The sequence below is a fragment of the Mycoplasma sp. HU2014 genome (assembly GCF_001199495.1).
Classification (GTDB): domain Bacteria; phylum Bacillota_I; class Bacilli_A; order Mycoplasmatales; family Mycoplasmataceae; genus Mycoplasma.
Window position 1 is genome coordinate 21,006 of the sequence record NZ_LFYS01000073.1, and the last position, 24,777, is coordinate 45,782.

Consider the following 24,777-nt stretch of genomic DNA (forward strand, 5'->3'; position numbering starts at 1 on the left):
TTTACTCTTCTCCTCATCTTAAAAAGTATAAAAATTTATTTTTGCAATCTTTAAAACGTAATAATTCTAATTTAGATAATCTCTCTAAATCTAATTTTTCACCAGCTTCGCAAACTATAATTGCTCAAGGATTTAAAATTTTGTTATCTAATAAATAATTAATAATTTCATAATAATAATCCATATAATTTTCATGAGCAAATGGTGGGTCTAAAAATACTAGATCAACTTTTTGATTTGTTATTTTTAATAGTTCTAAAAGCTGTAGATAATCATTTTGATATAACACATAATCTGATTTATCAATTTTAGCTAAGTTTTGTTTTATTATATTAATTGCATGCTTGCTATTGTCATTGATTATAGCATATCTTACACCTCAGCTTAAAGCTTCAATTGACAACGATCCACTACCAGCAAATAAATCTAAACTAGTTTTATTTTCAAAAATAAAAAAGTTATTTAAAATGTTAAACATATCTTCTTTTATTCTTGTAAGTGTTGGGCGTGTTTGACGAGAATCTAAAGTTTTAAGCTTCATCTTTTTATACTTACCAGCTATTATATGCATACTTATTCTCCTATAGATAATTTATAATATTATAACAAATACTAGTTTGCTATAATATGAATAAATGAGCTGTTCTGGAATATGAATAAATGAGGTGTAAATATGGATATTAAAAAGGATTTATTACAAAACAATAGGCCTTCAAATTCTTGACTGTTTAAAGATACAAATAAAGAAGTAATTAGAAATACTTGTAAACAAATTAAAGACCCTGCAAATCTAACTCAAGAAGAAGAGTTAGTTATGAAAAAATTAATTGATTTTGTTGTAGTAAGTCAAGATGAAAATGAAAATAAAAAAGATTCAGATGACTATCTAAGACCAGCAGTTGGATTGGCGGCTCCTCAAATAGGATCTAATATTGATATGTTTTATGTTAGGTTTAATTGAGATGAAGATGATATTGAAGAATATGCAATGATTAATACAAAACTTATTTCAAAATCATCTCAAATTGTAGCTTTAAAAGATGGTGAAGGTTGTTTAAGTGTTGATCACGATCACACTGGAATTGTGCCTAGATCTTATAAAATAGTTGTTGAGGGTTATGATTGATTAACTAAACAATACGTGACTTTAACTTTAAGAGGATATTGTGCAATAGTCTTTCAACATGAAATGGAACACAACATTGGAAAACTGTATTATGATCGTATCAATAAACAAGATCCTATGTTTTCAAAAGATGACTGAATACTTTTATAAAATGACCGAGCTTATTTTGCTTGGTTTTTATTTTTTTACTAATAAAAAAAGAAAAGTTATTGAGAATTTCTCTTAACTTTTCATTTAATTTCTTTTTCATTAGCAAGTGCTTTAATTCTTGAAATGATTCTTTCAATTTTAATATCTTCAATAGATGGATCTATATTATCAGCATATTTTTTATTAGTTGTTTTAATTCTTAAATTTTCTTTTAACTGATTAATTGAAAAATTAGAAGTAAAGAATGTCATTTTCTTATTTTCCATTCTATAGTTTAAAACTTCAAATAAAAAGTCATCACGCGATCAAGAAGATAAGTTTTCTCCACCAATATCATCTAAAAATAACACATCAACATTTTTTAAATTTTCAACAATTTCTAGACCCTTTTTACTTGTTCCATTAAAAGATCTTCTTACTTTATCAATAACTGATCTTAAAGTACAAAATATAACTTTATAATCTTTTGATGAAAATGTATTAGCTAAAATTTTAAAAATATAAGTTTTACCAACCCCAGGAGCACCATATAAATAAATACCTTTATAATTACCTTTTTTTTGATTTTCCAAAGCATATTTTAAAATATTTGCTTTTTCTTTTTTTTCATTATTACTTAATAAATTAAATTCTTGATTTGTTAATTCAGTAAAATAATAATCTTTTGCAACTACAGAAAAATCTTTAACATCAAAATCAGTATACAAATAATTATTTACAATTTTATCTAATTCTTGTTGTTGAAGTTTGTGAACACAAGAAACATTTTGAATATAAAATCGACCATTTTCAAAAACAACATTTACTTGATTACCCTTAGGATTTTGCACACATTCTTTATTGATATCACACTCTTTATAGAATAAAAGAAAATCATCTAATATATCTTGATTTTTTAAAAGTATTTCATCAGTTATAGGTGTTTTAGTTTTTTGTGATTCAATTATTAAACTATTTATCTTTTTATTATTCTTATATTTTTCTAGTTGCATATTTTTCTCCTATAAAAGTGCTTCAAGTTCTTCAAAAATAGTTGTATTATTTGAAAATTGTTCATTTAAAAAGTCATTTGTTAAATTAGATTCTAATAGATCATTTGCTTGAACTATTTTATCAACATTAGTTGAACTATTTTTAATTCTTTTTAAGTAAGACATTGTTTTTTCAGTACTTTTTATATTTTTTTCATATAAAGTTTTAGCTATTTTTTGGATGTATTTAACTACAATATATCCATTATTTTTTTTATAACTAAAATCAATTAAGCAATTAATAATTCCGTCATTAAATTTGTATGTGTTTTTAATATTATCAATTGCGTGAGTTCAATCAGATAAATCAATTTTATATTTTGCTTTACAATAATCATTTCAATGCATGTTATCAATGATTTGAATCATATTTTGTTGGTTTTTTGTTTTTTTAGTATTAGTTTTTTGTTTTTCACTTGTAACTAAAGTGATCAATTCTCTTTCAAGCAACATTAAATCAATTGATTTTTTATCAAAGTCATATGAATTATTGATTAATAAAACTACTTCATTTTCAGTTAGTTTTTTAATGATTAAAACATCAACAAGTATTTTTGCAAGATTTTCTGAGCATAAATCTATATTAATATTTTGTTGTTTTAACTTAGTATCAATATAATCTAAATCTAAACTTTCTTTTAATCTATCACAATTTGATGAATTATATTTAAAGCTTGTTTTATATTTTTTAGATTCATTCATAAATGAATAATCAATAATATCAGCAATATTAATATGAACTTCTTCAAATTCATCTTTATTAATTTTATTAACACCTTTAAACATGAACTTAGTAATTTCATAATTTTGTTCACCTAAAGTTTTTTCTAGCAAATCATTTAAATAATCATTATTAAAAAAGTCCTTACTTTTTAATGGAGACATTATTTGAAGTTTAACTAATTTTGATTGATCTTTTTTAACATAAACTCTCACAAGGTTTAATGCATTTAAAATATCAAATGCATCAACAATTTCTTTATGAGACATTTGAGTAATGCTACATAATCTTTCTTCATCTAATCCCTGGTTTTTCAATTTAGAAGTGATGATGTTTTCTTGAATCAATGTTAAAAACAGGCTAACTGATTTAGATCCGATTAATGGTTGATATAAACATGTTAAGGTTTTGTACTCTTCAGCATCTAGAATCGGTGGAGTATCTACTGAATATTTAAAGCCTTTTTTTAAAACTTCCATAACAATCCTCCTAGTGCTTTTATATTAATAATATTAATATGTTTTAACCTTAAAATATTTTTAAAAGATTTAAATATTTTTCAATGTTATTTTCGTTTTATAACACAATTAAAAATAACTATTGAACATAGTGTTTAATATATGTTTTCCACTTTTCAACAACAGTTATTTTTGACACTTACTACAGTAGTATGTTCCTCTTTGATTAACTTGAATTTTTAATATTTTTGATCCACATACTTGGCAATTCTTATTATTTTGTAAATGTACTTTTAATTCAATTTGATATTGACCTTTAACTCCAGGTAAAGATTCAAAATCATTAATTGTAGTTCCATTCATTTGAATAGCTTTTTTTAAAACTTGATCAGCATTATGTATTATATCTTTTATTTGTTCTTTTGATAATAACTTAGAAGCTTTATCTGGTAGAATTTTTGATAAAAATAAAACTTCATTTACATAAATATTACCCAATCCCGCGATTATATTTTGATCTAATAATAAAGTTTTAATCGCTTTATTACTATTTTTTGTTTTTGAATATAAATAGTCAATAGTTGTTTGTCCATTCATAGGAATTGGTCCTAATTTATCTAATTTTGATTCAACTAAATAATTATTTTTATTATAAATATCTAAAGTTCCAAAACCTCTAGCATCATAAAATCTAAACATCATGTCATCATCTAATAAAATCTCAGCTCTTAATCAAGACTGTTTATAGCTATAATTGTTTGGTTGTTCAACTACTCATTTTCCAGTCATTCTTAAATGAGAAATAATCACATAATCATCTAGCTCAATAACAATATATTTTGCTTTATTAAATACATTATTTATCTTTTGATCTTTAACTAAATTTTTAAAATTATTTACAGATTCAGTTTTGATAATTTTATCTGAAAATATTTCTGAATTTTTAATTATTTTGTTTATAATTTTTGGTCGAATAACTTTAACAACCGTGCTAACTTCTGGTAATTCTGGCATATAAAACTCCTTATTTTAATCCATATCAAGTGTTTGCTTGAGATTGTGAAACTTCTAAATTCACAATCGCCTTATCATTAATATTTAATCATTTAATCATATCATTTAATGCTGAACTCATTTTATCAACTACAATTTGTTTAACTTGATCTAATTCATTTAATGGAACTTCTAGAATTATTTCATCGTGAATTTGTCCAACCATTACAGTATTTAAATTGTTTGATTTTAATTCTTTAAAAATAGATATCATAGCTACTTTTAAAATATCTGAAGCAGTCCCTTGAATTGGCATATTAACAGCAATTCTTTCTCCAAATTTTCTAACTAAATATTGTTTAGATTCTAATTCTAAAAGATGTCTTTTTCTATTTGTTAATGTTGAAGAATATTTGTTTTCTTTGGCTTTTTGAATTTGATCTTGTTTAAATTGTAACAATCCAGGAAATGACTTATAGTAATCATCTATCATTTGTTTTGCTGTTTTAACATCAATATTTAAATCATTTGCTAAACCATAATCAGTTAATCCATACAAAATACCAAAATTAAATACTTTCGCCATTCTTCTTTGATCAGAACTTACTTTTTGATCTTTTGATATATTAAAAATTAATCTAGCAGCTTGATCATGAATATCTTTATTAGCATTAAAAGTATCAATTAAAACTCGTTCTTTTGACATTTGAGCTAAAACTCTTAGTTCAATTTGAGAATAATCAAAACTTAAAAATGTTTTATCACTTGAAGTTGTAAATATTTTTCTTACTTGTTTTTGATCTTCATCTTGAATAGAAATATTTTGAATATTAGGATAAGCTGAGCTTAATCTTCCAGTATTTGTTAAAGTATGATTAAAAATTGTATGAATTTTATTATCATCATGAATAAATTTTTCAAAACCTTTTAAATAAGTTGTATATAATTTATGAAATTTTCTATGTTCAATTAACATATTAACAATAGGATGATAAGCTTGTAATTTTTCTAAAACATCTTTTGAAGTACCATTTTTATCTATGTTCGGTAAGTTTAATTTATCAAATAATAATTCTTGAACTTGTTTTGGAGAAGCAAAATTAAAATCATCAGATATGATATCTTTTAAAATTTCTTTCATATCTTGTTCTATATTTTGAAGTTTAACCAAAATATTTTTAGTTTGAGTTTTTAACTCTTTTTTATCAATATAAATTCCTTGACGTTCAGCAACATATAAAACTTCAATCAATAAATGATCTAGTTTGTAGTAAAGATCTAATGTGTTTGTTTGTTTTAATTGATCAATTAATTTATCAAAATTATTTTTTAAAATAATAGCTTTTCTAGTAATATATTCAGATTTTTTATCTAGTTCAATGTTAGGATTTTTCTTAACACCTTTTCCAAAAATATCTTCTTTACTTTCTAAATATATTTGTTGATCAATCATCTTTATTTGATGCTCTAATTCAGATTTAACAAAAGCATTTAATGAGTAACAAGCAACCATAAAATCAAAGCTAAAATCTGTTGGATAAACATCATAACCGTGATTTTTCAATAAGTAAGTTGTTTTTTTAATATCATATGTAATTTTTTCTAACTTATCATTTTTTAAGAATTTTTCTAATTCAACATCAACTAAACCATCAACAAGATCATCAAAAATACTCAATTGTTGAACTTGTTTTTTAAAGTTTATGTAAAAATTACCTTTACTATTAGAAATACCGATTCCAATTATATTATCTAAATGATAATTTTCTTCTAATGATTCAACATAAATATAATTTTTTTCATCATTATATTCTTTAGATCATTTTTTTAAAATAGTAATATTAGGTTTTTCTTCTTTAGTTTCATTTTCTTTATTAATATCACAAAGAAAGTTGAATTTATTTATTAAAGAAAACATTTCATATTTAGTTAAGAATTTTTTAATATTTATTGGGTCTAAATTTATTGGATCAAATTCAAGTTCTTCAATGTTAACATTAGTTTTAATTGTTGCTAATTTCTTACATAAAAAAGCTGAGTCTTGATCATTTTCTAATTTAGTTTTTGTTGCTCCTGTAATTTCATTTATATTATTATAAATATTTTCTAAACTACCATATGTATTTATTAGTTTACTTGCTCCTTTAGGACCAATTCCACTAACACCTTTTAAATTATCTGAACTATCTCCCATAATAGCTTTTAAATCTGGTACTTGTTTTGGTAAAATTTCTCATAGTTTAAACAATTCTTGTTCATTAATTATGTCTGGATTTCCAATACCTTGTTTTGGCACAACACACACAGTTTTATTACTAATTAGTTGATACATATCTTTATCACTACTTAATATTTCAACACTAAGATTTTGATATTTTTTTTCAGCAACTTTTGCAATAGTTCCAACTATATCATCAGCTTCAACATCATCTCTTTCAAATCATTGAATATTTGCAGAAGTTAAAAATTCTCTAATTATCGGTAATTGTTTTATTAGCTCTTCAGGTGTTTTTTGTCTTCCTACTTTATAATCTTTTAACATTTCATGTCTAAAAGTTTTTTTACCTTTATCAAAAGCGATAAATAAACAATCATAAGGTCCTCGTGAATTTAAAACAGATAACATCATATTTATAAAAGAGTAAACTGCATTTGTAGGTGTTCCAGTTGTTGTTCTCATAATTTGATTTGATGAATATGCAGTTGCAAAATAAGCTCTAAATATTAATGAGTTACCGTCTATTATTAATATTTTTTTCATAATTTTCTCCTTAGATTTGTTTAATTAATTTTATAAATTTAGCTGATAATTTGTTTTGTCTAGTATTTGGTTCTATTTCAATAATATAAGCTTTATTAACAAAAAGTCTATCTTTAACTTGATCATAATCTCTTGCAAAAATAGTTAAATCAATTTCAGAAGTGCTGTCAAATATTGAAACAAATGCCATTGTGTTATTGTTTTTATCTTTAATTTCTTTAATGTTTGAAATAAACCCGACAATTATTTGATTTTGATTTAATGTTAATTTTGAAATATCAACAGGATTATACTTTAAGTTAGAATTTTTAATTTTTAAAATAGGATTTGAATCAATGAAAAATCCGTACAATTCTTTTTCAAACATTGCTAATGTTTCATCATCAAATTCATCATAATCAATTAAAATAACTTTTTCTTCATCACTTATATTTTTTAGATCTTTAAAAGCAACTGCTTGATCATAAATAATATCTAAATTTTTTAACATAGTTTGTTTATTTAAATTTCAAAGATTATCTAATGCTCCAGCTTGAATTAAAATTTGAATTGTACTTATTGAAACTTTTTGATTAATCAGAGCTAAAACAAAACTATTGATATCTTTAAACATTTCTTTATTTTCTTTTTTTGCTTGTGATATTTTTTTAACAATTTCTATACCTATTCCTTTAATTGTAGTTAGTGGCATATAAATTTGTTTGTTTCTTATTTGATAAGTTAATGCAGTATTTAAAATAATTGGTTTATTTATTTTAATATTATATTCAGTTAATTCTTTAATATATTGTTGAGTTTTTAATTCAGATCCAATCACTCCACTTAATAAACTACTATAAAATTCACAAGTGTAATTAGCTTTAAAATACGCTAATCAATAACTTACATAAGAATATGAAATTGAGTGAGATTTGTTAAATCCATAATTAGAAAATTTATCAATTCAGTTTCAAATTAAATTAGCTTTATTTGGTGATAAGTTATTTTGTTTTATTGCATTATTAACAAATTCTTCTCTAGCTTGATGCATATAATCAGCATTTTTCTTACTCATAGCTCTTCTTACAATATCAGCTTTTGCTAGTGAAAAATTACCAACTTTTTTAAGCATTTGCATAACTTGTTCTTGATAAACAATAACTCCATAAGTTGATTTTAAAATATCATAAACACTATCATCGATAACTTTAAGATTAGGTAATTTTTTATTAGATAAATATTGAGGAATCATTTCTTGAGGTCCTGGTCTATATAAAGCTGAAGCATCAGAAATACTTAAAATAGAGTCAACTTTCATCTTAACAATTAAATCTGTCATTCCTTTAGATTCTAATTGGAATATACCTGAAGTGTGGCCTTTTTGTAAAAGATTAAATGTTTTTCAATTATTTAATGGTAATTGGTTTAACTTAATATTGATATTGTAATTTTTTTGTATTAAATGTTTAATTTCTTGTAATGTTGTTAGATTTTTTAAACCTAAAATATCCATTTTAATTAAACCGATTTCTTCTAAATAACTCATATCATATTGTGTTTGGAAAATACCATTATAACCGATCTTAATTGGAGCAATTTGTCTTAAATCAACATCAGATAAAATAACTCCAGCAGCATGAGTTCCAGATTGTCTAGGTAATCCAACAATCATATTCATAGCATCAAAAATAGCTTTAAAATTTTCATCTTGATAATAATCTTTTAGTATTTTATTTTCATTTACAAAATCTAAAAAATTAATATCTTTATCATGATCTAAAAGTTTAGATATTTTATTTACAATATTCATTTCAATTTTAAAAACTCTACATACATCTCTTCAAGCCATTTTATAACCAATTGTTTGATAAGTTGTTATAGTAGCAACATTGTATTTCCCATACTTTTCAAATAAATATTCTAAAACCTCTTCACGTCTATTATCTTGAAAATCAACATCAATATCAGGAAGTGTTTGACGTTCAGGATTTAAAAATCTCTCGAACAATAAATCATATTTTAAAGGATCAACATCAGTAATTCTTAGTAAAAAACTAACTAAACTACCCGCAGCACTACCACGTCCAGGACCTACCATAATATCTTGTTTTTTAGCGAAATTAACATAATCACCAACAACTAAAAAATAATCACTAAACCCCATATTTTTTATTACATTAAGTTCATATTCTAATCTTGAAAAATATTGATTTACATCAATTTGACGATTATTTTTTTGATTATATTGAATATATGATTTTAATGATAGCTCACATCTTTGTCTTAAAAATTCATTACTTGAAATATTATCGGGTGTTTTATATTTTATTAAGTATTTTGTATTACTATCAAAAAGATCAAAACTCACTTTTGAAAGTATTTCGATACCTACTTTTAAAATGTTTTTTACTGAATAGTTATTTTGTTCTAAAAAATTAACATCAGGATAAAAATTGAAAGAATCTAATTTTATTTCATCAAGAGTTTTAGTTTGTCTTATTGCAGTTAAAATTTTATACACTTCTTTTTGATTAGGATCTAAATAATTAATTGGTTCTAAATACAATTTTAGTTCATCAGCATCATATAAATCATCGTTTAAAATTATTTTTAAATTAGACTTTAATTCTCGATCTGTAAATTTAGCTATAACAACAACATTTGTATCTATATTTTCATAAATATATTTTTTAATATCTTGATCAGAATGAGTAAAACCATCATGTAAAAAACTAGATATATGACAAATAATTTGATAACCTAATCTGTTTTTTGCATAAATACAAATCTTTGTTTGATCAGTAAAATCTATGTTTATTCCAACAATTGGTTTAATGTTATTTTTTTGAGATTTTTTAATAAATTCAGCAACACCAAACATAGTGTTTTTTTCACAATAAAAAGCATAATCAAAATCATGCTTTTTAACAAAAGAAATATAATCATCAATTTTAATTAATGAATCTAAAAAATTATATTCACTTTTAACTGTAAACAGTGGTGTAAAATTCATGATTTATCTCCTTTGTTTTAAATTTTATTCTTTATTTTCTACAACTTCTCCATTTTTGAATACAAATTCATTTATATGATTTTGAATTGTTTCTTCTAAAAGTTCAGGTCATAAAATAGCATCTTCTTGAGCAATTGCTGTATGAAGTCTAGGTTTTGTAACAGGTTGTTTTGGAACGAACATACTACATACATCATCAAATGGAAGAATTGAAGTTTCATAAGTATCAATAAACTTAGAGATTTCAATAATTTCTTCTTTATCATATGTAATAACTGGTCTTAAAATAGGTATTTGACTAGTTCTGTTTATTACATCTATACTTTCAATAGTTTGACTAGCAACTTGTCCTAAACTTTCACCTGTAATTAAAGCTTTATAATTGTATTTATCAGCAATAGCATTTGCTATTCTCATAAACATTCTTCTCATAATAGTTATCTTATAACTTTCTTCAGGAATATGTTGCAATTCTTGTAACATTAAAGCAAAATCACAAACATATAATCTAAAAGTTGATGAATTATATTTAGATAATTTTTTAGCTAAATCAAAAACTTTTTTTAACGCTTCAGCTGAAGTATGGGGTGGAGTCATAAAGTGTATAAAATCAACATGCATACCTCTTTTTAAAGTTAAAAATGAAGCAACAGGCGAATCAATTCCACCACTTAATAAACTTAAACCTTTACCACTAATTCCAACTGGTAAACCTTTTAATCCATTAATTCTATTATCAAAAACTTCAGCATGATCTTTTTTGATTACAACTTCTATTTTTAAATCAGGATTGTGAACATCAACAGATAAATTAGAACAAGATTTTAAAATTTCGGGAGCTAATTTTTGCTTAATTTCAATACTTGTTAATAAAAAAGACTTATCTTTTCTAGTTGCTTCTAATTTAAAAGTTTTAGCATTAGATTGTTCAACTATTTTTAAAATGGCATTTTTAATATCATCTAAATCTTTTTTTGTGTGTTGAATAACTGATAATGAATAAATTCCAAAAACAGTTTTTAATTCTTCTAAAACATCTTTTAAAATCTCATCACTAACTTTTAATATTAAAGAATTATTATCTTTTATATATTCGATATTCTCTTTATTAAATCTTTTTAATTTAAATTTTATATTTGAAATTAATTTATCAACAAATCTAAATCTATTATTTCCTTTTAATGTTAATTCACCATATCTTATTAAAATGTGTTTCATCTTTTTCTCCTAACTTCTAAATTTTATTTTCTTGAAAAAAGTTTATACCTAAATCAATTGTTTTCTTGTAATCTCTTAAATCATAAGCATTCATTATTTCATTTATTTTTTTATTAGAATCATTTTTATAATCTAAATAACGATTAGCATAAGTAACAACATACTGAGCAATTTTATCTAACATAACTTCATCAATAACATTATGTTTAATATAAATTGTTTTTCTAAGTTGAACATCTAGTTTTTTTAACATTGCATCAAAATTATCTGATGAAGATAAAGTAGCATTATTTTTCTTTTCAATATCTTCTAAATCTTGATATCTAGCTTTAATTTTATTTTTATATTGTTGTAAGTTTTTAATATCACTATGTCTGTAAATAATTGATTCAGTAAATAGTAATGTAGTTCTAATGTTATCTAGTTTTGATTCTACTTCTTCTAAAAATGAGTCTTTAGTTTTTAAAATAGAATAAATTTCTATAAAGTCATTATAATAACTTTCTAATCTAGTTAAAATAGCTTTTATTTGATAAGCACATCTATATAAAACAGAATTAGCTTCTACTGAATATTTAAACTTAATAAATTTAGAACAAATATTTTTGTACTCTTCATTAATAGAATCAATCGAAGGTTTAATTGCATAGAATTTAGTTTTAGCAATATCTATATTATTTTTTAATGAGGTATTAAAAATAATTAATTGTTCTATTTTTTTACTTTCATTTTCAAATTCTTTTATAATATTTTGAATCTTTCCAATATTGTTTTCAAAGAACATAAAAACTTTATCTTCAAATTTTAAATATGAACTTAGCCCATCAATCTCATTAAATAATTGTTCGTATTCATTTGATGCTGAATCTATTTTCCCAGAGTATAAAAATTGTAGTATTTTTTCTTTATGAATTTTAAAATTGTTGTTTATATCATTTAATTTATGATCTTTTTCATTTTTAAAAACTAATTGTTTATTAATTTCTTCTAGCTTTTGATATAAAGATCCATTTTTTTCTAATGACATAGCAATTCGGTGAGTTTTATCAATGAATTTAATGAATCTAGAGATTCCTTCAGATAAATTAATGATTTTTTTAAATGCTTCTTCGAACTTACCTATCTTAATATAATAATCACATATTATAATTTTCTTATTAATTATTTGTTTATATTCTTGAATTATTGCATAGTTAATTTTTAACCCATTTTGTTCTTTTTTTACATCAATAAAATTAAAAATTTCATTAGCTGTTTCTTGAATAACAATCTTAGTATCTCTTAATAAAAACTCAACTTCTGTTACTTTTTGAGTTTCATAATATATATCTCTAACATTTAATTCTAAATTCTTAGATATTTCTAAAAGTTTATTTGCTCTATGTAAATTTCTTATAGATGGAAAAGTTTTTGATTTAAAAGATCATTTATTTATACCAAAATATTGACTTGCAGTTGTAATTAATTCAGGAAGTTCTTCTTTATAAATTTCATAGTATTTTAGTTTTCATACTTCAATATCTTGTTTTAAGTTTTCATTATTAGAATTTTGAGCAATAAAATTCATTCTATTTAAACGATTAGGTAATGGATGTTTTAAAATTCTTTCAATAATATCAGTTGTTTTAATGGCTTTACTAATAATGTTTTTATAAATTATTAACATAAATAAAATAGTAAGTACACCAAAAAAACCTACTCCAAAAGCAACATATGAAATAAGTTCGATAATTCTATTTGAACTAAAAACAAATATAGGATTTATGATTATTTCCATTGCTTTTGCTCCTTTTGTTCTAAATTAAATTATACCAAAATAGACTAACTAATAAGATATGTGGAAATAAAGTTATTTGCAGTAATTATTAACTTTATTGTTATGATAAAAGTTATTTTAAAAATAAAAATAGAGTTTTGAACTCTATTAATTTATTAGAAATTAATTTTATATTTTATAATCCTAACTCTTTGTCAGTTTTTAATTCTAATGCTGATCCAATATAAGCAAATATTTCTGGACTTTGTTTTATGTATTGTCCATCTAATATTCTAATAACACTTTCAATAGTATCTTTTAATGGCACGTATTGTCCAGGGCTTTTTGTAAAATGTTCAGTCATAAAGAAGTTTTGAGTAAAGAAGTTTTCTAATTGTAAAGCTTTTTTAACAATAATTTTATTTTCAGCATCTAATTCATCAAATCCTAAAATTAAAATTACATCTTCTAAGTCTTTGTATGCTTTTAAGATTTTTTTAACTTCTAAAATAGCTTCAAAATGTCTCTTTCCAATAAGTGATTCATCTAATGATGTTGATGAACTAGCTAATGGATCGAAAGCTGGTAAAATGTTTTTCGCAGCTTGATCTCTTGATAAAACTAGATTTGAATCTAAGTGATTAAAAACTGCAACAGCAGATGGATCACTCAAATCATCCATTGGTAAAAATACTGTTTGAAATGAAGTAATTGATGCGTTTTGATTTTTAAATAAACGATCTTGAATATTTGCAACATCACTTTCTAATGTAGATTGATAACCTCCAATTGATGGCTTTTTACCAAGTGTTGCACTAACTTCATTTTCTGCTTGAATAAAACGATAAATATTATCTATAAATAATAAAACATCTTCTTTTTTATAATCTCTTAAATATTCTGCAGCTGTTACTCCAATTGGTACAATTGACATTCTAGCTCCTGGTGATTCATTCATCTTTGAAATATACATTGTTGAATTTTTCATAAGATCAGATTGAACTAATTCATCATAAAGTTCAATTGCTTCTCTAGAACGTTCTCCTGAACCAATAAAAATATTTGAAGTATTTTTATATTTATTATTTACATTGAAAATAATCTCTTTCATAAGAACTGTTTTACCAACTCCAGCTCCACCAAAAATACCTAATTTAAATCCTTTAAAAATAGGTATGAAAAAATCAATTGCTTTAATTCCTGTTTCAATAAATTCATTTTCAATATTTATTTGTCTTTTGTTGTTAATGATTGAATTCATTTCAATTAAATCAACATCTTTATTGTTTTCATTATTTAATGAAATTCCTGAAAAACTATAAATATTATTTTTAGCTTTATCTCCAACTGGAACCATAAAACTTTTATTTGTATTTTTAACTACATCACTTAATGAAATTGATCTAGATGAATAAATAACAATCGCTCTAATATGAGTATTACTAATAATACTTTTAACTAATAAGTACGTAGTATTGTTATGAGTTGTTAGTAATTGATTAACTAAAGGTAAGTTATTTTCTTTAAACTCAATATCTATAACATCTCCTGATATACTAATAATTTTCCCATCCATTATTTATCACCTAATTTCTCTGCAGCTTGTTGTAAGAATGATTTATCTATTTCTAAAAAATCATATTCATTTTCTATATCTCAATTTAAATCTAGATAATCTGAATATTGTTTTAATGCAAATAAGAAGTAATTTTTTGTCATTTCTTCATCATACTGATCAGTTGATTTAATAAGTTCAAATTGTCTTTTTCCTTCAGTGTGATTATTAATAAAATAATCTAAAAATAATAATGCTTTTTGTTCATCTTTTATTGTTTTAATTAACGATCATTGAATTATTTTACTCATCATTAAAATGAAATTATATGTATAAAGTAAATATCCTTTTTGTAAGAATAATTTATCTATCATTTTTCCTTTATACATTAAATCAGCAACCTGATCATTTAACTTATAATCTAATGAAGCAAGTTTCGATTGTCTTTTATATTTTCTATAAGTTTTACCAATATCAGCAGCAATTTTAGTCATTGATTTATTTTGAACACTACTTCCAGTTCTTGAAACTGAAAAGTCAATATCAATAGCAGGAAGTGCTCCTTGAGAAAATAATTTGCTACTTGTAACAATTTGTCCATCGGTAATTGAAATCACATTTGAAGCAACTAAACTAGTTAGATCATTATCAGTAGTTTGAATAATTGGTAGTGCTGTAATTGTTTTAGTATTTTTAAATGATCCAGCACGTTCTAATAGTTGAGAATGAGCAAAAAACATATCTCCAGGCATTGCTTCTTTTCCTACTGGTCGGTTACTTAATAATGCTATTTCTCTAAAAATATTGGCATGTTTTGTTAGATCATCAAATATTATTAACACATCATCAGTAAGTGATATGTTTTCAGCATGTGTCATTCCAATATAAGGAGCTAGATATTGTTCGTATGCACTAGTTGCAGGTGCATCAATAATAATAGTATTTTTTAAAGCATCATACTTTTCTAAAGTATTGTAAATTCTTGAAATAGTTTCTCTTTTTTGACCAATTGCAACATAAACACATTTAACACCTTTTTGTGATTGGTTAATTACTGTATTTAACGCTATATGCGTTTTTCCGGTTTGACGATCTCCAATAATTAACTCACGTTGACCTTTACCTATTGGAATTAATAAATCAATTGCAGTTAATCCAGTATAAAGTTGTTCATTTAATCTTTGAACTCTCATTAGATCTTGATTTACTTTAAATATTTTACTTGAAACATCTTCTTTTACTTTTTTAATAACTTTATTAACAGGTAAAATCACATTTCCATAAATATCAATTACTTTATTAAAGTGTTGTTTATTAGTAAATACTTCATCTGATTGATCTGATAACTCTATTTCATCTCCAATAGATAATTTTTGACCTTCTAAGTTAGCTAGTAGATATGCAAAATTCTCTGAAGCACTAATTAAAAATAATCTAACATCATTATTTTTTAATGATGTAAAAACTTGTTGTTGTTGATAATCAAAATCTCCTTCAACTTGAACAATATAATCATAAATTGCTACAACTTTAGGATTAGTGTTTGAAACTTTTTTATTTGTTTTTGAGTTCATTTTTTTATCCTTTCGCTCCTATTATTATTAAGATTATTGAAATTAACATAGCACTTGAACTAAGTATTGTTAAAATGATAAATGTTGATTTTAATTGTTTTCTATTTTTATTTTTATGCAGATATACATAACCATTTATTATTAAAAATAAAGTGCTTAATGCTAATAAACTAATTCCTATTATTAATGAATAGTTATTTGAAATTTTTTGTTCATCTTTATTTTTTTGTATCGCTAATTGATAGTATTTATTAAATTCTTCATATTCTTTTGAGTTAGGTTCAAAATCAACTGGTGATAATAGTATTTTAATTATTTCAACATACTCTCTACTATCTTTGATGTTTTTTGTATAATCATCAAATCATTTTATTGTATTAAAGTTTTTAAACTTATCATTTGCAGTAGATATTAATCTAGTATTAGATTTATCAAAATTTATAAAAACATTATCTACATATTTAAGATTAATATTGTGTTTTTTAGCCTTTTGAAGAAATTTTTCTCTAGAAGCAGTGTGAGTTGTAAATTGATCTAAATCTGATTTTAAAACTAAAAATGCATTAGATAAACTATGAAACACAGGTTGATTATTTAGATTAGATGATATTAAAGAACTTAAAATTTTATCAATTAAAATTCTTGAGCTTGACCAAATTGCTTTTGGATTATAATTTGGATTATTAATTTTATTAGCATCAATTGAATTGTAATAATTGTTTAAAACTTTAGATCATAAATTATTAAAATTTTGATCATTAATTATTTTATTCGCACTTTCAACAAAACCTAGAACAGATGATTGTAAATCACCATGACCTATAGTTTTATAGTTTAATTTTTCATCTAACATTAGTGCTTTATATAGTTTTAAAAACGTTTTACTAATCTCCTTATTTTGTTTTTCTAATAAGAAACTATATTTTACATTTTTATTCGGATTAATGATTTCTGTTTGATAAGTTCTAAATTTAGCTACATTTAATAAGTCTTTTATTTTAACAGTTACAAATTGACTATCTGATGAAGTTGATTCTGCTTTTGATTCAACAGTATATTCAAATCTTGTATTAATTGGATTTTTAAAAAAGAAAAATTCTTTCTTATTTTGTTGGTTATCTTCTGATTCAAATTTATTGATAATCTCACTAATTGAATTTGTATTTGCATATTTATAACTTACATATGGTCTTAATTTTGGAAGTGCTTGGATTAGTTGAGTTGGATTAATGTTATTTGGTCTTTTATCATCTGGAACAACTGGTTTTAATGGATCAGGAATAGTTGGAGTTGGCACTGGAGTTGGTTCTGATTCATTGTTATCTTTATATTCTTGATTTTTAGTTAAATCAAAATCAATAAATTTAGGTTTTATTTTATTAATAACATAATCTTTTCAAGATTTATGTTTATTTAAAATTTTTGCAGAACCTACATAAATTTCATCATTATCATCATTTTTAATTGGTTCTAAAACAAAATCTTGTCCAAGTTTTGGTAATTCTTTTTCATTAAAAATCATACCAATTACTTCTTTGTCGAATTTTTTAAAATATTCATCCAACTCAACATTAAAAATATGTGAACTTATAGTATTAACAATTTGATCTTTATTTTTTATAACTTCTTCTTTTAATTTTTTATCTATAATTTTTGAATAATCATAAGTATCATCTAAACTTAATCTAACATTTTCATATTTCTTATTATTAAAAATTACTGTTCCTGTATTATGTTCTTTTTTAATAGCTAAAATGTAAGGGAAAGTTATATGAAATCCAAATTGAGAAGGATCTGCTATAAAGTCATCTTTTTTAGAACTGTCATAAAGTTTTTTTAATGAATTTAAATATACTCTTTTTTCTATATTTGCTGTATATTCTTCGGTTTTAGATTCTTTGTTTAACTTGTCTTTATCTTTTTCTAATTCATCATTAATAAACTTTTGAATTTTATCAAATATTTTTGATAATTCTTCTTTTAATTTTTTATCTAAAGTGTTTTTAAAAGTAGCAAAAGATTTATCAACTTCAGGTTTTTTAACTTCATTAGGTTTTGGATTAGTTTCACTTGTTGTTGAACTATCAATTAAGTTATCACTATCTTTTTCTTTTTGATATAAAGAAATAATATTTTTATTAACTACTTTATTTTGATTCATCAAAGATAAACTAATAGGAGTTATTGTTGAAAATAAACCTATGTTAAATAATAAGATGAATTTTGGTTTAAATTTCTTCATAATTCTCCTTTTTTAAACTTAACTCTTTAATCATTTTTAATATATATTGTTTTTGTTTTAATTTTTTAAGTTCAAATATTTCTTCTATATCTAATCCGATTTTTTCAATTGCTAGTAGTGTTGATATCTTTTTATTGACTTGTTTTAATAAACTATCATTTTGTTTTTTTAATGTGTTTTGAATATAAAATTCATCTGATGAAAAAGTATTAACAGTTATGTGATTATTTTTAACTATAATATGAGCATTTTTACAAAATAAGAACTTATAATCTCTAGTTTTATAATCATAAATTCTTAATAAAATAATTTCATATCCTACTAAAAAGTTATTAGATAATTCAACTCACTCTTGTTGTTGATCAACGTTAAAAGAAACTAAGACATTATTAAAATTAATAGTTTTTTTATTTTCTATAAAATTAATTGATAGATTAAACATACTACTCCTTTTTGAAGAAATGTTTATTTGCACTAGCTAATAAAACTAATTCTTCAATTTCTTTTTCTCGTTTGATTCTAATAACTTTTTTATTTAAATTATGAATTTCTTCATCAACTTCATTAATGATTTTATTAATTCTAATCAATTCATTTTTTGCTTTATAAAATGATGATTCAACTAATAATGATTCAATTGAATTTTTAATAAAATTATCTACTTGAATTTCTAAATATGTGTCAATATCTGGATAAATTCTAAATTTAGAAATATCTATTAAATTATGATCTAATTGTTTTTCACTTAATGCTGTTATATCAAATTCAGATAAAGGTAAAATTGTAAATTGATTTGTTTTATTTTTATTTGAGTTAATTACAAAACAAAGTGATTGGTAATTTTTTTGACTAAATAATAACTTAATTATTTCAGTTAATTTATAAGATAAATTAGATTCATTTAAATCAAAATTATAAATAACATTTAATTTATTATCTAAGCAAAACTCAAAAGATCTCTTTCCTATTGTTATAAAGTCTATATTTTTAGTTTTAGTATTATTTAAAATATGATTTTCATATCTTGAATAAGAATCTGTTTGATATTTTTGTTCTTCAGTTAAATAAATTCATAATTGTTTAGGTTTTATTAAAAAGTTTTTAAACTTATTTTTAGTTTTAAATGTAGAACTTATTAAATTATTTTTAATTTGATATTGTTGTTTAATTGACAATATCAAGTATTGATTTAATAATGCATTATCTAAATAATGAGTTAATAAACTATTTTGTTTAATAATTTCAATTTGTAGAATACTTTTATCATTTATAACTTTTGATTGAATTTTTTTAAAATTATTTAACTTACTTTCAACTTTTTTTAAATCCATTAACTACCTCTAATAACTAAATATTTTTCATTAAAAAGTATTTTTAATGAACCAGTGTTTTTTGATCTATAAACAATAATTTCAGGAAAGATTTCAATATATTTATCATCGTTAATTAATTTAGAAACATATAAGTTAAATACATTTAAAAAGTTATTTAATTTTTCATCATTACTTTTTATAAAACTAATTGCTTCATTATTTGTTGATTCTTTATCAGTTAAAATTGGAACCAAAATATTTAATCCATACTTTAAATCAACATTAAATGAAATTACAAAATCTTTTAATAACAAATCAAATTTATTTTCTAATGCTTTATTTGTCATTTTTTCAAATTCAAGATATTGATCAGAAGCAAATCCTAAATTTGATTCTAATAAAACACTAGCTATTAATTTTTTATAACTAATATAGTTTTCTGAAGCTTTAGTTTTTTTAAACAAATCAAATACATCAAATGTATCGATATTTATAATTGAATTTTTATTATTTTTTTTCATAATTACTCCTTAAACTATATTAATTATAAAGGTTTTAACAAATAGTATTATATAAAAATGGTTAAAATCTAATACCAATAAACATAATAAATGTACATACATCCTAAAGGTTGTATGTACATGTTGTGTTTTATTTCTCTATAATAAATCCTTTGTGCTTTAATATATTATTATGATAATTATTAGATAGAATTAAATCTTTACTAATATAATTGATATCTGTATTGTTGTAGTTAATAATTAGTTTTATTTTTTCATCATTATATGTTCTAGTTATATGTATTAAATTGTCTTTATATTTTATCTGAATATCACCTTTAATTAACGAATCTTGATTATGTTTTAAATTAATTAGTTGTTTTAATATAGAAGTATATTTTTCATCTTTATTAACTTGGCCTCAATTAAAACATTTTCTATTTAATGGGTCATATCCACCATCAAGTTTAATTTCAGTTCCATAATATATCATAGGAACTCCAATATATATAAATATTATAGATAAAGCTAATAGTAATTTATCTACATCACCATCAACATCAGTTATAAATCTATTAGTATCATGAGAATCAATTAGGTTTATCATCATTAAATTTACATTAGTTGTGTTTCTTACTACTAGTTCATTTAATCTATAAACAAAATTCTCGCTATCTAAATTGTTATATGCTAAAAGATCTAATATTGCTTTTGTAACAGAATAATTCATTATAGAGTCAAACTTATCACCTTGTAGAAATTTATGAGCATCATGTCAGTTTTCACCAAAGATAAAGAAGTTTCTATCAATTTTTTTTAACTGTTCTCTAAAATGGAATCAAAAGTTAAGACTAACTTCATCAGAAACATCTAATCTAACTCCATCAATATTAAACTTGTTTTTATAATATTTTGCTACTTTAATTAGATATTTACGTACTTTTTTATTCTCTGTATTAAATTTAGGATGATATGAACAATGAGCAAACACTTCGTAATTAATTTTTTCTTGATCTACCTCATCACCATTTATCATGAAATAATCAAAGTATTTACTTTTCTTTTTATGTTTTAGAACATGTTTAAATTCTTTTGATTTATCACTACCATGATTAAAAACCATATCTAAAACTATTTTCATATCTCTTTTATGACACTCATCAACTAGTTTTTTAAATATTTTTTTATCACCAAATTGATCATCTATTTTATAAAAATCTACTGTGTCATATTTATGATTAGTATTAGCTAAAAATATAGGTGTTAAATAAAGTGATGTTATTCCTAAATCTTTTAAATAATCTAGTTTTTCTATAATACCTTTTAAATCTCCACCAGCATAGTCATACTGACCTTTTGGAATATCTCCTCAATTTAGGTTTATATAATCTTTATTTAATTTATCAGAACCCATATTAAATCTATCTACAAATATTTGATAGAAAATAGATTTAGTTACTCAATCTATTTTATCTATTGTATCTACATTATGGATGTAAGGTATTTGAAAATGACTATAAAATGCTTTAGAAAAGTCATATTCTTTTGTTAATCCTTCTTCTGAGTAATAATAAATTTCATTATTTATTTTTAGTTTGAATATATATACAAATCTAACATCATCTATATCAATTAACACTTCATAATAGTTAAAATATTTATCAGTGTATTTAACTGACATATCTATTTCTTTTTGTTCAACTTGATAACCATATTTCACACCATATATAGCTTTTATATAATCAAAGCTATCATTTTTACTAACTCTGAGTCTTAATACAACTTGTTTATTAGATAAAGCAAAAGAATAATTAGATTGATCTTTATGATATATTGCTAATTTATCCATTAATACCTCCTATGTATGTTTTGTATTTTAATATTAATAATTATTAAATTATCATTGTGTTTGAATAACAATATTAGTGCTATTTTTTAAATTTTCATTATACATTTCTTGTGTGATTATATATTCATTTTCAAGTGTAATTTGATTTTTGATACTACCATCTTTATTTTTTATCATAAATCCTAATTTAAATTTAGTATCTATTGGTAGTGATACATCTATAAAATGATTAGGATACATTGCAATAGATTTTGTTGAGTTAAATAACGGATGAATAGGTATACGTTCACTATTATTAGCTAATTCAAAAATATTACCATTTATATGAACTGTTTCACCTGGTATAGTTTGCATTTTATCTAGTTTAAGCATAATCCTTGCAGTTACCTGTTTATTAGTTAGTATTTTTAAATTATTAATACTATTAGTTCACTTATCTTCTTTTGTAAGTGCTTTAATTTGGTACATACCAGAATTTATATTAGGAATTTCAATGTATGCTAATTTATTATTGTTATTAATTAATTCTAATTTTGCTATATGATTATTTCCTTTATTATCTGATATATATAGATGTTTAATTTTATCTAAATTATCACCACTAAGTATTACGCGATCATTTTGAATTGCTTGTAATGTGTTTACATTACCAAGAACAACATTACTGTTTTGTTTATTAGACACAAATACTTGGAAAGTATTTGGATTTAATCTATAGTGTTCAACTTTACCATTATCTTGAACAGTGATTGGAAAACCATTTAGTAAATTATTTAAATAGTCATCATAAGTTCCTTTTGGTAAACCTAATTGTAAACCATTTAATTCATAACTAGCGCTTTCGCTTCTATTTATCATTATAACAACTGTGTTTTGATTAAAAGTTCTTTCATACACTAACACATCATTGTCTAATCAACGTTCTTTGTAGTCTCCAAATTGAATTGCTGGATTATCTTTTCTAAGTTTGCTTAATTTCTTAATTATTTGATATGCTCTTGTAGATCTATTAAAACTAGTCATACTTTTTCTATTTTCCGGATCTTCTTTACCATCCATATATTGTTCAGTACCATAGTAAACTGCAGGTATACCACGCATTGTAAGCACTGTTGCTAATGCAAGATCAACTCTATTTGTATTTCTATTAGATATTTCCATAAATCTAGACATATCGTGGTTATCTATAAATGTGACTTGATTGTGTACATGTTCAAAATTGTTAGATGTGTCTAATAATGTGTAATGTATGTGTTGCATACCTTCACTATAACTACCTAGTGAATTACGTATAGCATGTGTAAGATTAAAATCTAACAATGACATACCACTATTATTTGCAAATGTTTTAAGTTCATTATCAACAACATTGCTTCCTGCAAATCATTCACCAAATAATAGTGATGGTTTGTAACTATTAATATATTGAGTAAAGTTTCTTTGTCAACCAATTGGCATATGTCTAACAGCATCAAGTCTAATACCTGCTATTCCTAAATCTAATCATTTTTTAATAGCATCTTTAAAGTAGTTATCAACAACTGGGTTTAAATGATTTAGATCAGCAAGACCAAACATTGTATTATAAACACTATTTTCTCAAGAACTAAAATTAGTTCAACCTTCTTTATTAAATAAATTATGATCTTTACTATCATGAAGTTTTCCTAATAGTTTACCATCTCTATATAATGCACCATCATTTGGTAATAATTCACCACCTGGTTTTAGATCATTTCTTCCTCTATATTGTTCTGGATAAAGATTATGATCCACTGTATGAAGATCTTTATCATAATCAACTGCTGGTGATGTGTGGTTTGGGGCAAAATCTATATAGATTTTCATATTATGTTCATTAGCCACTTTAATCAACTCTCTAAAATCATCAAAAGTTCCAAAATATGGATTAGTTTTAAAAAAGTCTTCAGCTCAATATCCATGATAACTGGCACTTGCGTGTCCTATTCTCTCATCATTTGGATAAATTCCATCAACATTTTTAACAGGTGGAGAAATTCATAAAGCACCAACACCAAGATCAGTTAAATAACCGTCTTTTATTTTTTGTATAATACCTTGTCAATCTCCACCATGATAATATCTATTATGGTTTGGATTATAGATATTTCCTTTAGGATTATTTTTTTTATCACCATCAAAAAATCTATCAGTAATGATTTGATAAATAACATCCTGGTTATGATTAGTCTTTAAATATTTTAAATTCTTATCAATTTCTTTTTCTTCTCTATTTGGATCTGTTTGATCTTTATCTGGTTTTTCAGATTCATCTTCCTTGTCATCTATTTTTGTAGGTTGATTACTATTTGGTTTTGTACAACTAGCTACAGTTGAGCTAAAACCAATTAGTAATAAAACAAATAATATTATTGATATAAAACGTTTTAATAAATAATGTTGTTTCATATTTTTCTCCTTTCATAATAATTATACAAACTTTGCTTATTAATATAAACAGTGTATTTATAACTATTAAAAAGGAACCGTAAAAAATATTTATTAAAAAATTTATTT

Annotated in this window: 17 protein-coding genes; 1 reads left to right on the forward strand and 16 read right to left on the reverse strand. The window is 23.0% G+C overall.

The genetic code is table 4. From position 1 onward, the window contains the following. Nucleotide 1: 1 nt before the first annotated feature. Nucleotides 2-571: a 16S rRNA (guanine(966)-N(2))-methyltransferase RsmD gene (rsmD, locus tag AB668_RS04765; protein ID WP_050517852.1), complete on the reverse strand. Its 570-nt coding sequence runs from the start codon at nt 569-571 to the stop codon at nt 2-4. A 102-nt stretch (nt 572-673) separates the two neighbouring features. Here rsmD and def point away from each other — a divergent pair, with 102 nt between their 5' ends. Continuing rightward, entirely contained in the window at nt 674-1,276 is a 603-nt protein-coding gene (def, locus tag AB668_RS04770; RefSeq protein WP_050517853.1) for a peptide deformylase, read from the forward strand. A 56-nt stretch (nt 1,277-1,332) separates the two neighbouring features. Here def and AB668_RS04775 read toward each other — a convergent pair whose 3' ends face one another. From AB668_RS04775 to AB668_RS04845, 15 genes are all read right to left on the reverse strand, one after another. Next, a complete protein-coding gene (locus AB668_RS04775; protein ID WP_050517854.1) occupies nt 1,333-2,268 on the reverse strand; it encodes an ATP-binding protein in 936 nt (311 codons plus the stop codon). A gap of 9 nt (nt 2,269-2,277) precedes the next feature. After that, nucleotides 2,278-3,507 carry a DnaD domain protein gene (locus tag AB668_RS04780; protein ID WP_050517855.1) on the reverse strand — a complete coding sequence of 410 codons (1,230 nt, stop codon included), beginning with the start codon at nt 3,505-3,507 and terminating at the stop codon, nt 2,278-2,280. A gap of 165 nt (nt 3,508-3,672) precedes the next feature. Next, complete coding sequence (gene mutM / locus AB668_RS04785) at nt 3,673-4,500, reverse strand: DNA-formamidopyrimidine glycosylase (protein WP_050517856.1); 828 nt, start codon at nt 4,498-4,500, stop codon at nt 3,673-3,675. A gap of 10 nt (nt 4,501-4,510) precedes the next feature. Further along, nucleotides 4,511-7,240, reverse strand: coding sequence for a DNA polymerase I (gene polA, locus AB668_RS04790; protein WP_050517857.1), 2,730 nt, complete (start codon nt 7,238-7,240; stop codon nt 4,511-4,513). Between the two features lie 10 nt (nt 7,241-7,250). Continuing rightward, nucleotides 7,251-10,232 (reverse strand): DNA polymerase III subunit alpha, encoded by a 2,982-nt coding sequence (gene dnaE, locus AB668_RS04795; RefSeq protein ID WP_050517858.1) that lies wholly within the window; start codon nt 10,230-10,232, stop codon nt 7,251-7,253. Nucleotides 10,233-10,256: 24 nt separating this feature from the next. Then, a complete protein-coding gene (gene thiI / locus AB668_RS04800) occupies nt 10,257-11,450 on the reverse strand; it encodes a tRNA uracil 4-sulfurtransferase ThiI (RefSeq protein ID WP_050517859.1) in 1,194 nt (397 codons plus the stop codon). Nucleotides 11,451-11,466: 16 nt separating this feature from the next. After that, on the reverse strand, nt 11,467-13,227 hold the full coding sequence (locus AB668_RS04805) for a hypothetical protein (protein ID WP_050517860.1): 1,761 nt from the start codon (nt 13,225-13,227) through the stop codon (nt 11,467-11,469). Between the two features lie 175 nt (nt 13,228-13,402). Beyond that, nucleotides 13,403-14,782: an MSC_0618 family F1-like ATPase beta subunit gene (locus AB668_RS04810; protein WP_050517861.1), complete on the reverse strand. Its 1,380-nt coding sequence runs from the start codon at nt 14,780-14,782 to the stop codon at nt 13,403-13,405. After that, nucleotides 14,782-16,335, reverse strand: a complete 1,554-nt coding sequence (locus AB668_RS04815) for an MSC_0619 family F1-like ATPase alpha subunit (protein WP_050517862.1) — start codon at nt 16,333-16,335, stop codon at nt 14,782-14,784. Before AB668_RS04815 ends, AB668_RS04810 begins: the two co-directional genes overlap by 1 nt. 4 nt (nt 16,336-16,339) lie before the next feature. Then, nucleotides 16,340-18,577 (reverse strand): MSC_0620 family F1-like ATPase-associated subunit, encoded by a 2,238-nt coding sequence (locus AB668_RS04820; RefSeq protein ID WP_050517863.1) that lies wholly within the window; start codon nt 18,575-18,577, stop codon nt 16,340-16,342. Beyond that, nucleotides 18,564-19,019, reverse strand: a complete 456-nt coding sequence (locus tag AB668_RS04825; protein WP_050517864.1) for an MSC_0621 family F1-like ATPase epsilon subunit — start codon at nt 19,017-19,019, stop codon at nt 18,564-18,566. The genes AB668_RS04820 and AB668_RS04825 overlap by 14 nt, the downstream gene beginning before the upstream one ends. A gap of 1 nt (nt 19,020) precedes the next feature. Continuing rightward, complete coding sequence (locus AB668_RS04830; protein ID WP_050517865.1) at nt 19,021-19,908, reverse strand: MSC_0622 family F1-like ATPase gamma subunit; 888 nt, start codon at nt 19,906-19,908, stop codon at nt 19,021-19,023. Beyond that, the gene (locus AB668_RS04835) at nt 19,908-20,411 is read right to left on the reverse strand and encodes a DUF2714 domain-containing protein (RefSeq protein WP_050517866.1); all 504 of its coding nucleotides are present in this window, start codon (nt 20,409-20,411) and stop codon (nt 19,908-19,910) included. Before AB668_RS04835 ends, AB668_RS04830 begins: the two co-directional genes overlap by 1 nt. A gap of 130 nt (nt 20,412-20,541) precedes the next feature. After that, on the reverse strand, nt 20,542-22,239 hold the full coding sequence (locus tag AB668_RS04840) for a glycoside hydrolase family 13 protein (protein WP_050517867.1): 1,698 nt from the start codon (nt 22,237-22,239) through the stop codon (nt 20,542-20,544). 48 nt (nt 22,240-22,287) lie between these two features. Beyond that, nucleotides 22,288-24,669 (reverse strand): alpha-amylase family glycosyl hydrolase, encoded by a 2,382-nt coding sequence (locus AB668_RS04845; RefSeq protein WP_050517868.1) that lies wholly within the window; start codon nt 24,667-24,669, stop codon nt 22,288-22,290. Between the last annotated feature and the right edge of the window lie 108 nt (nt 24,670-24,777).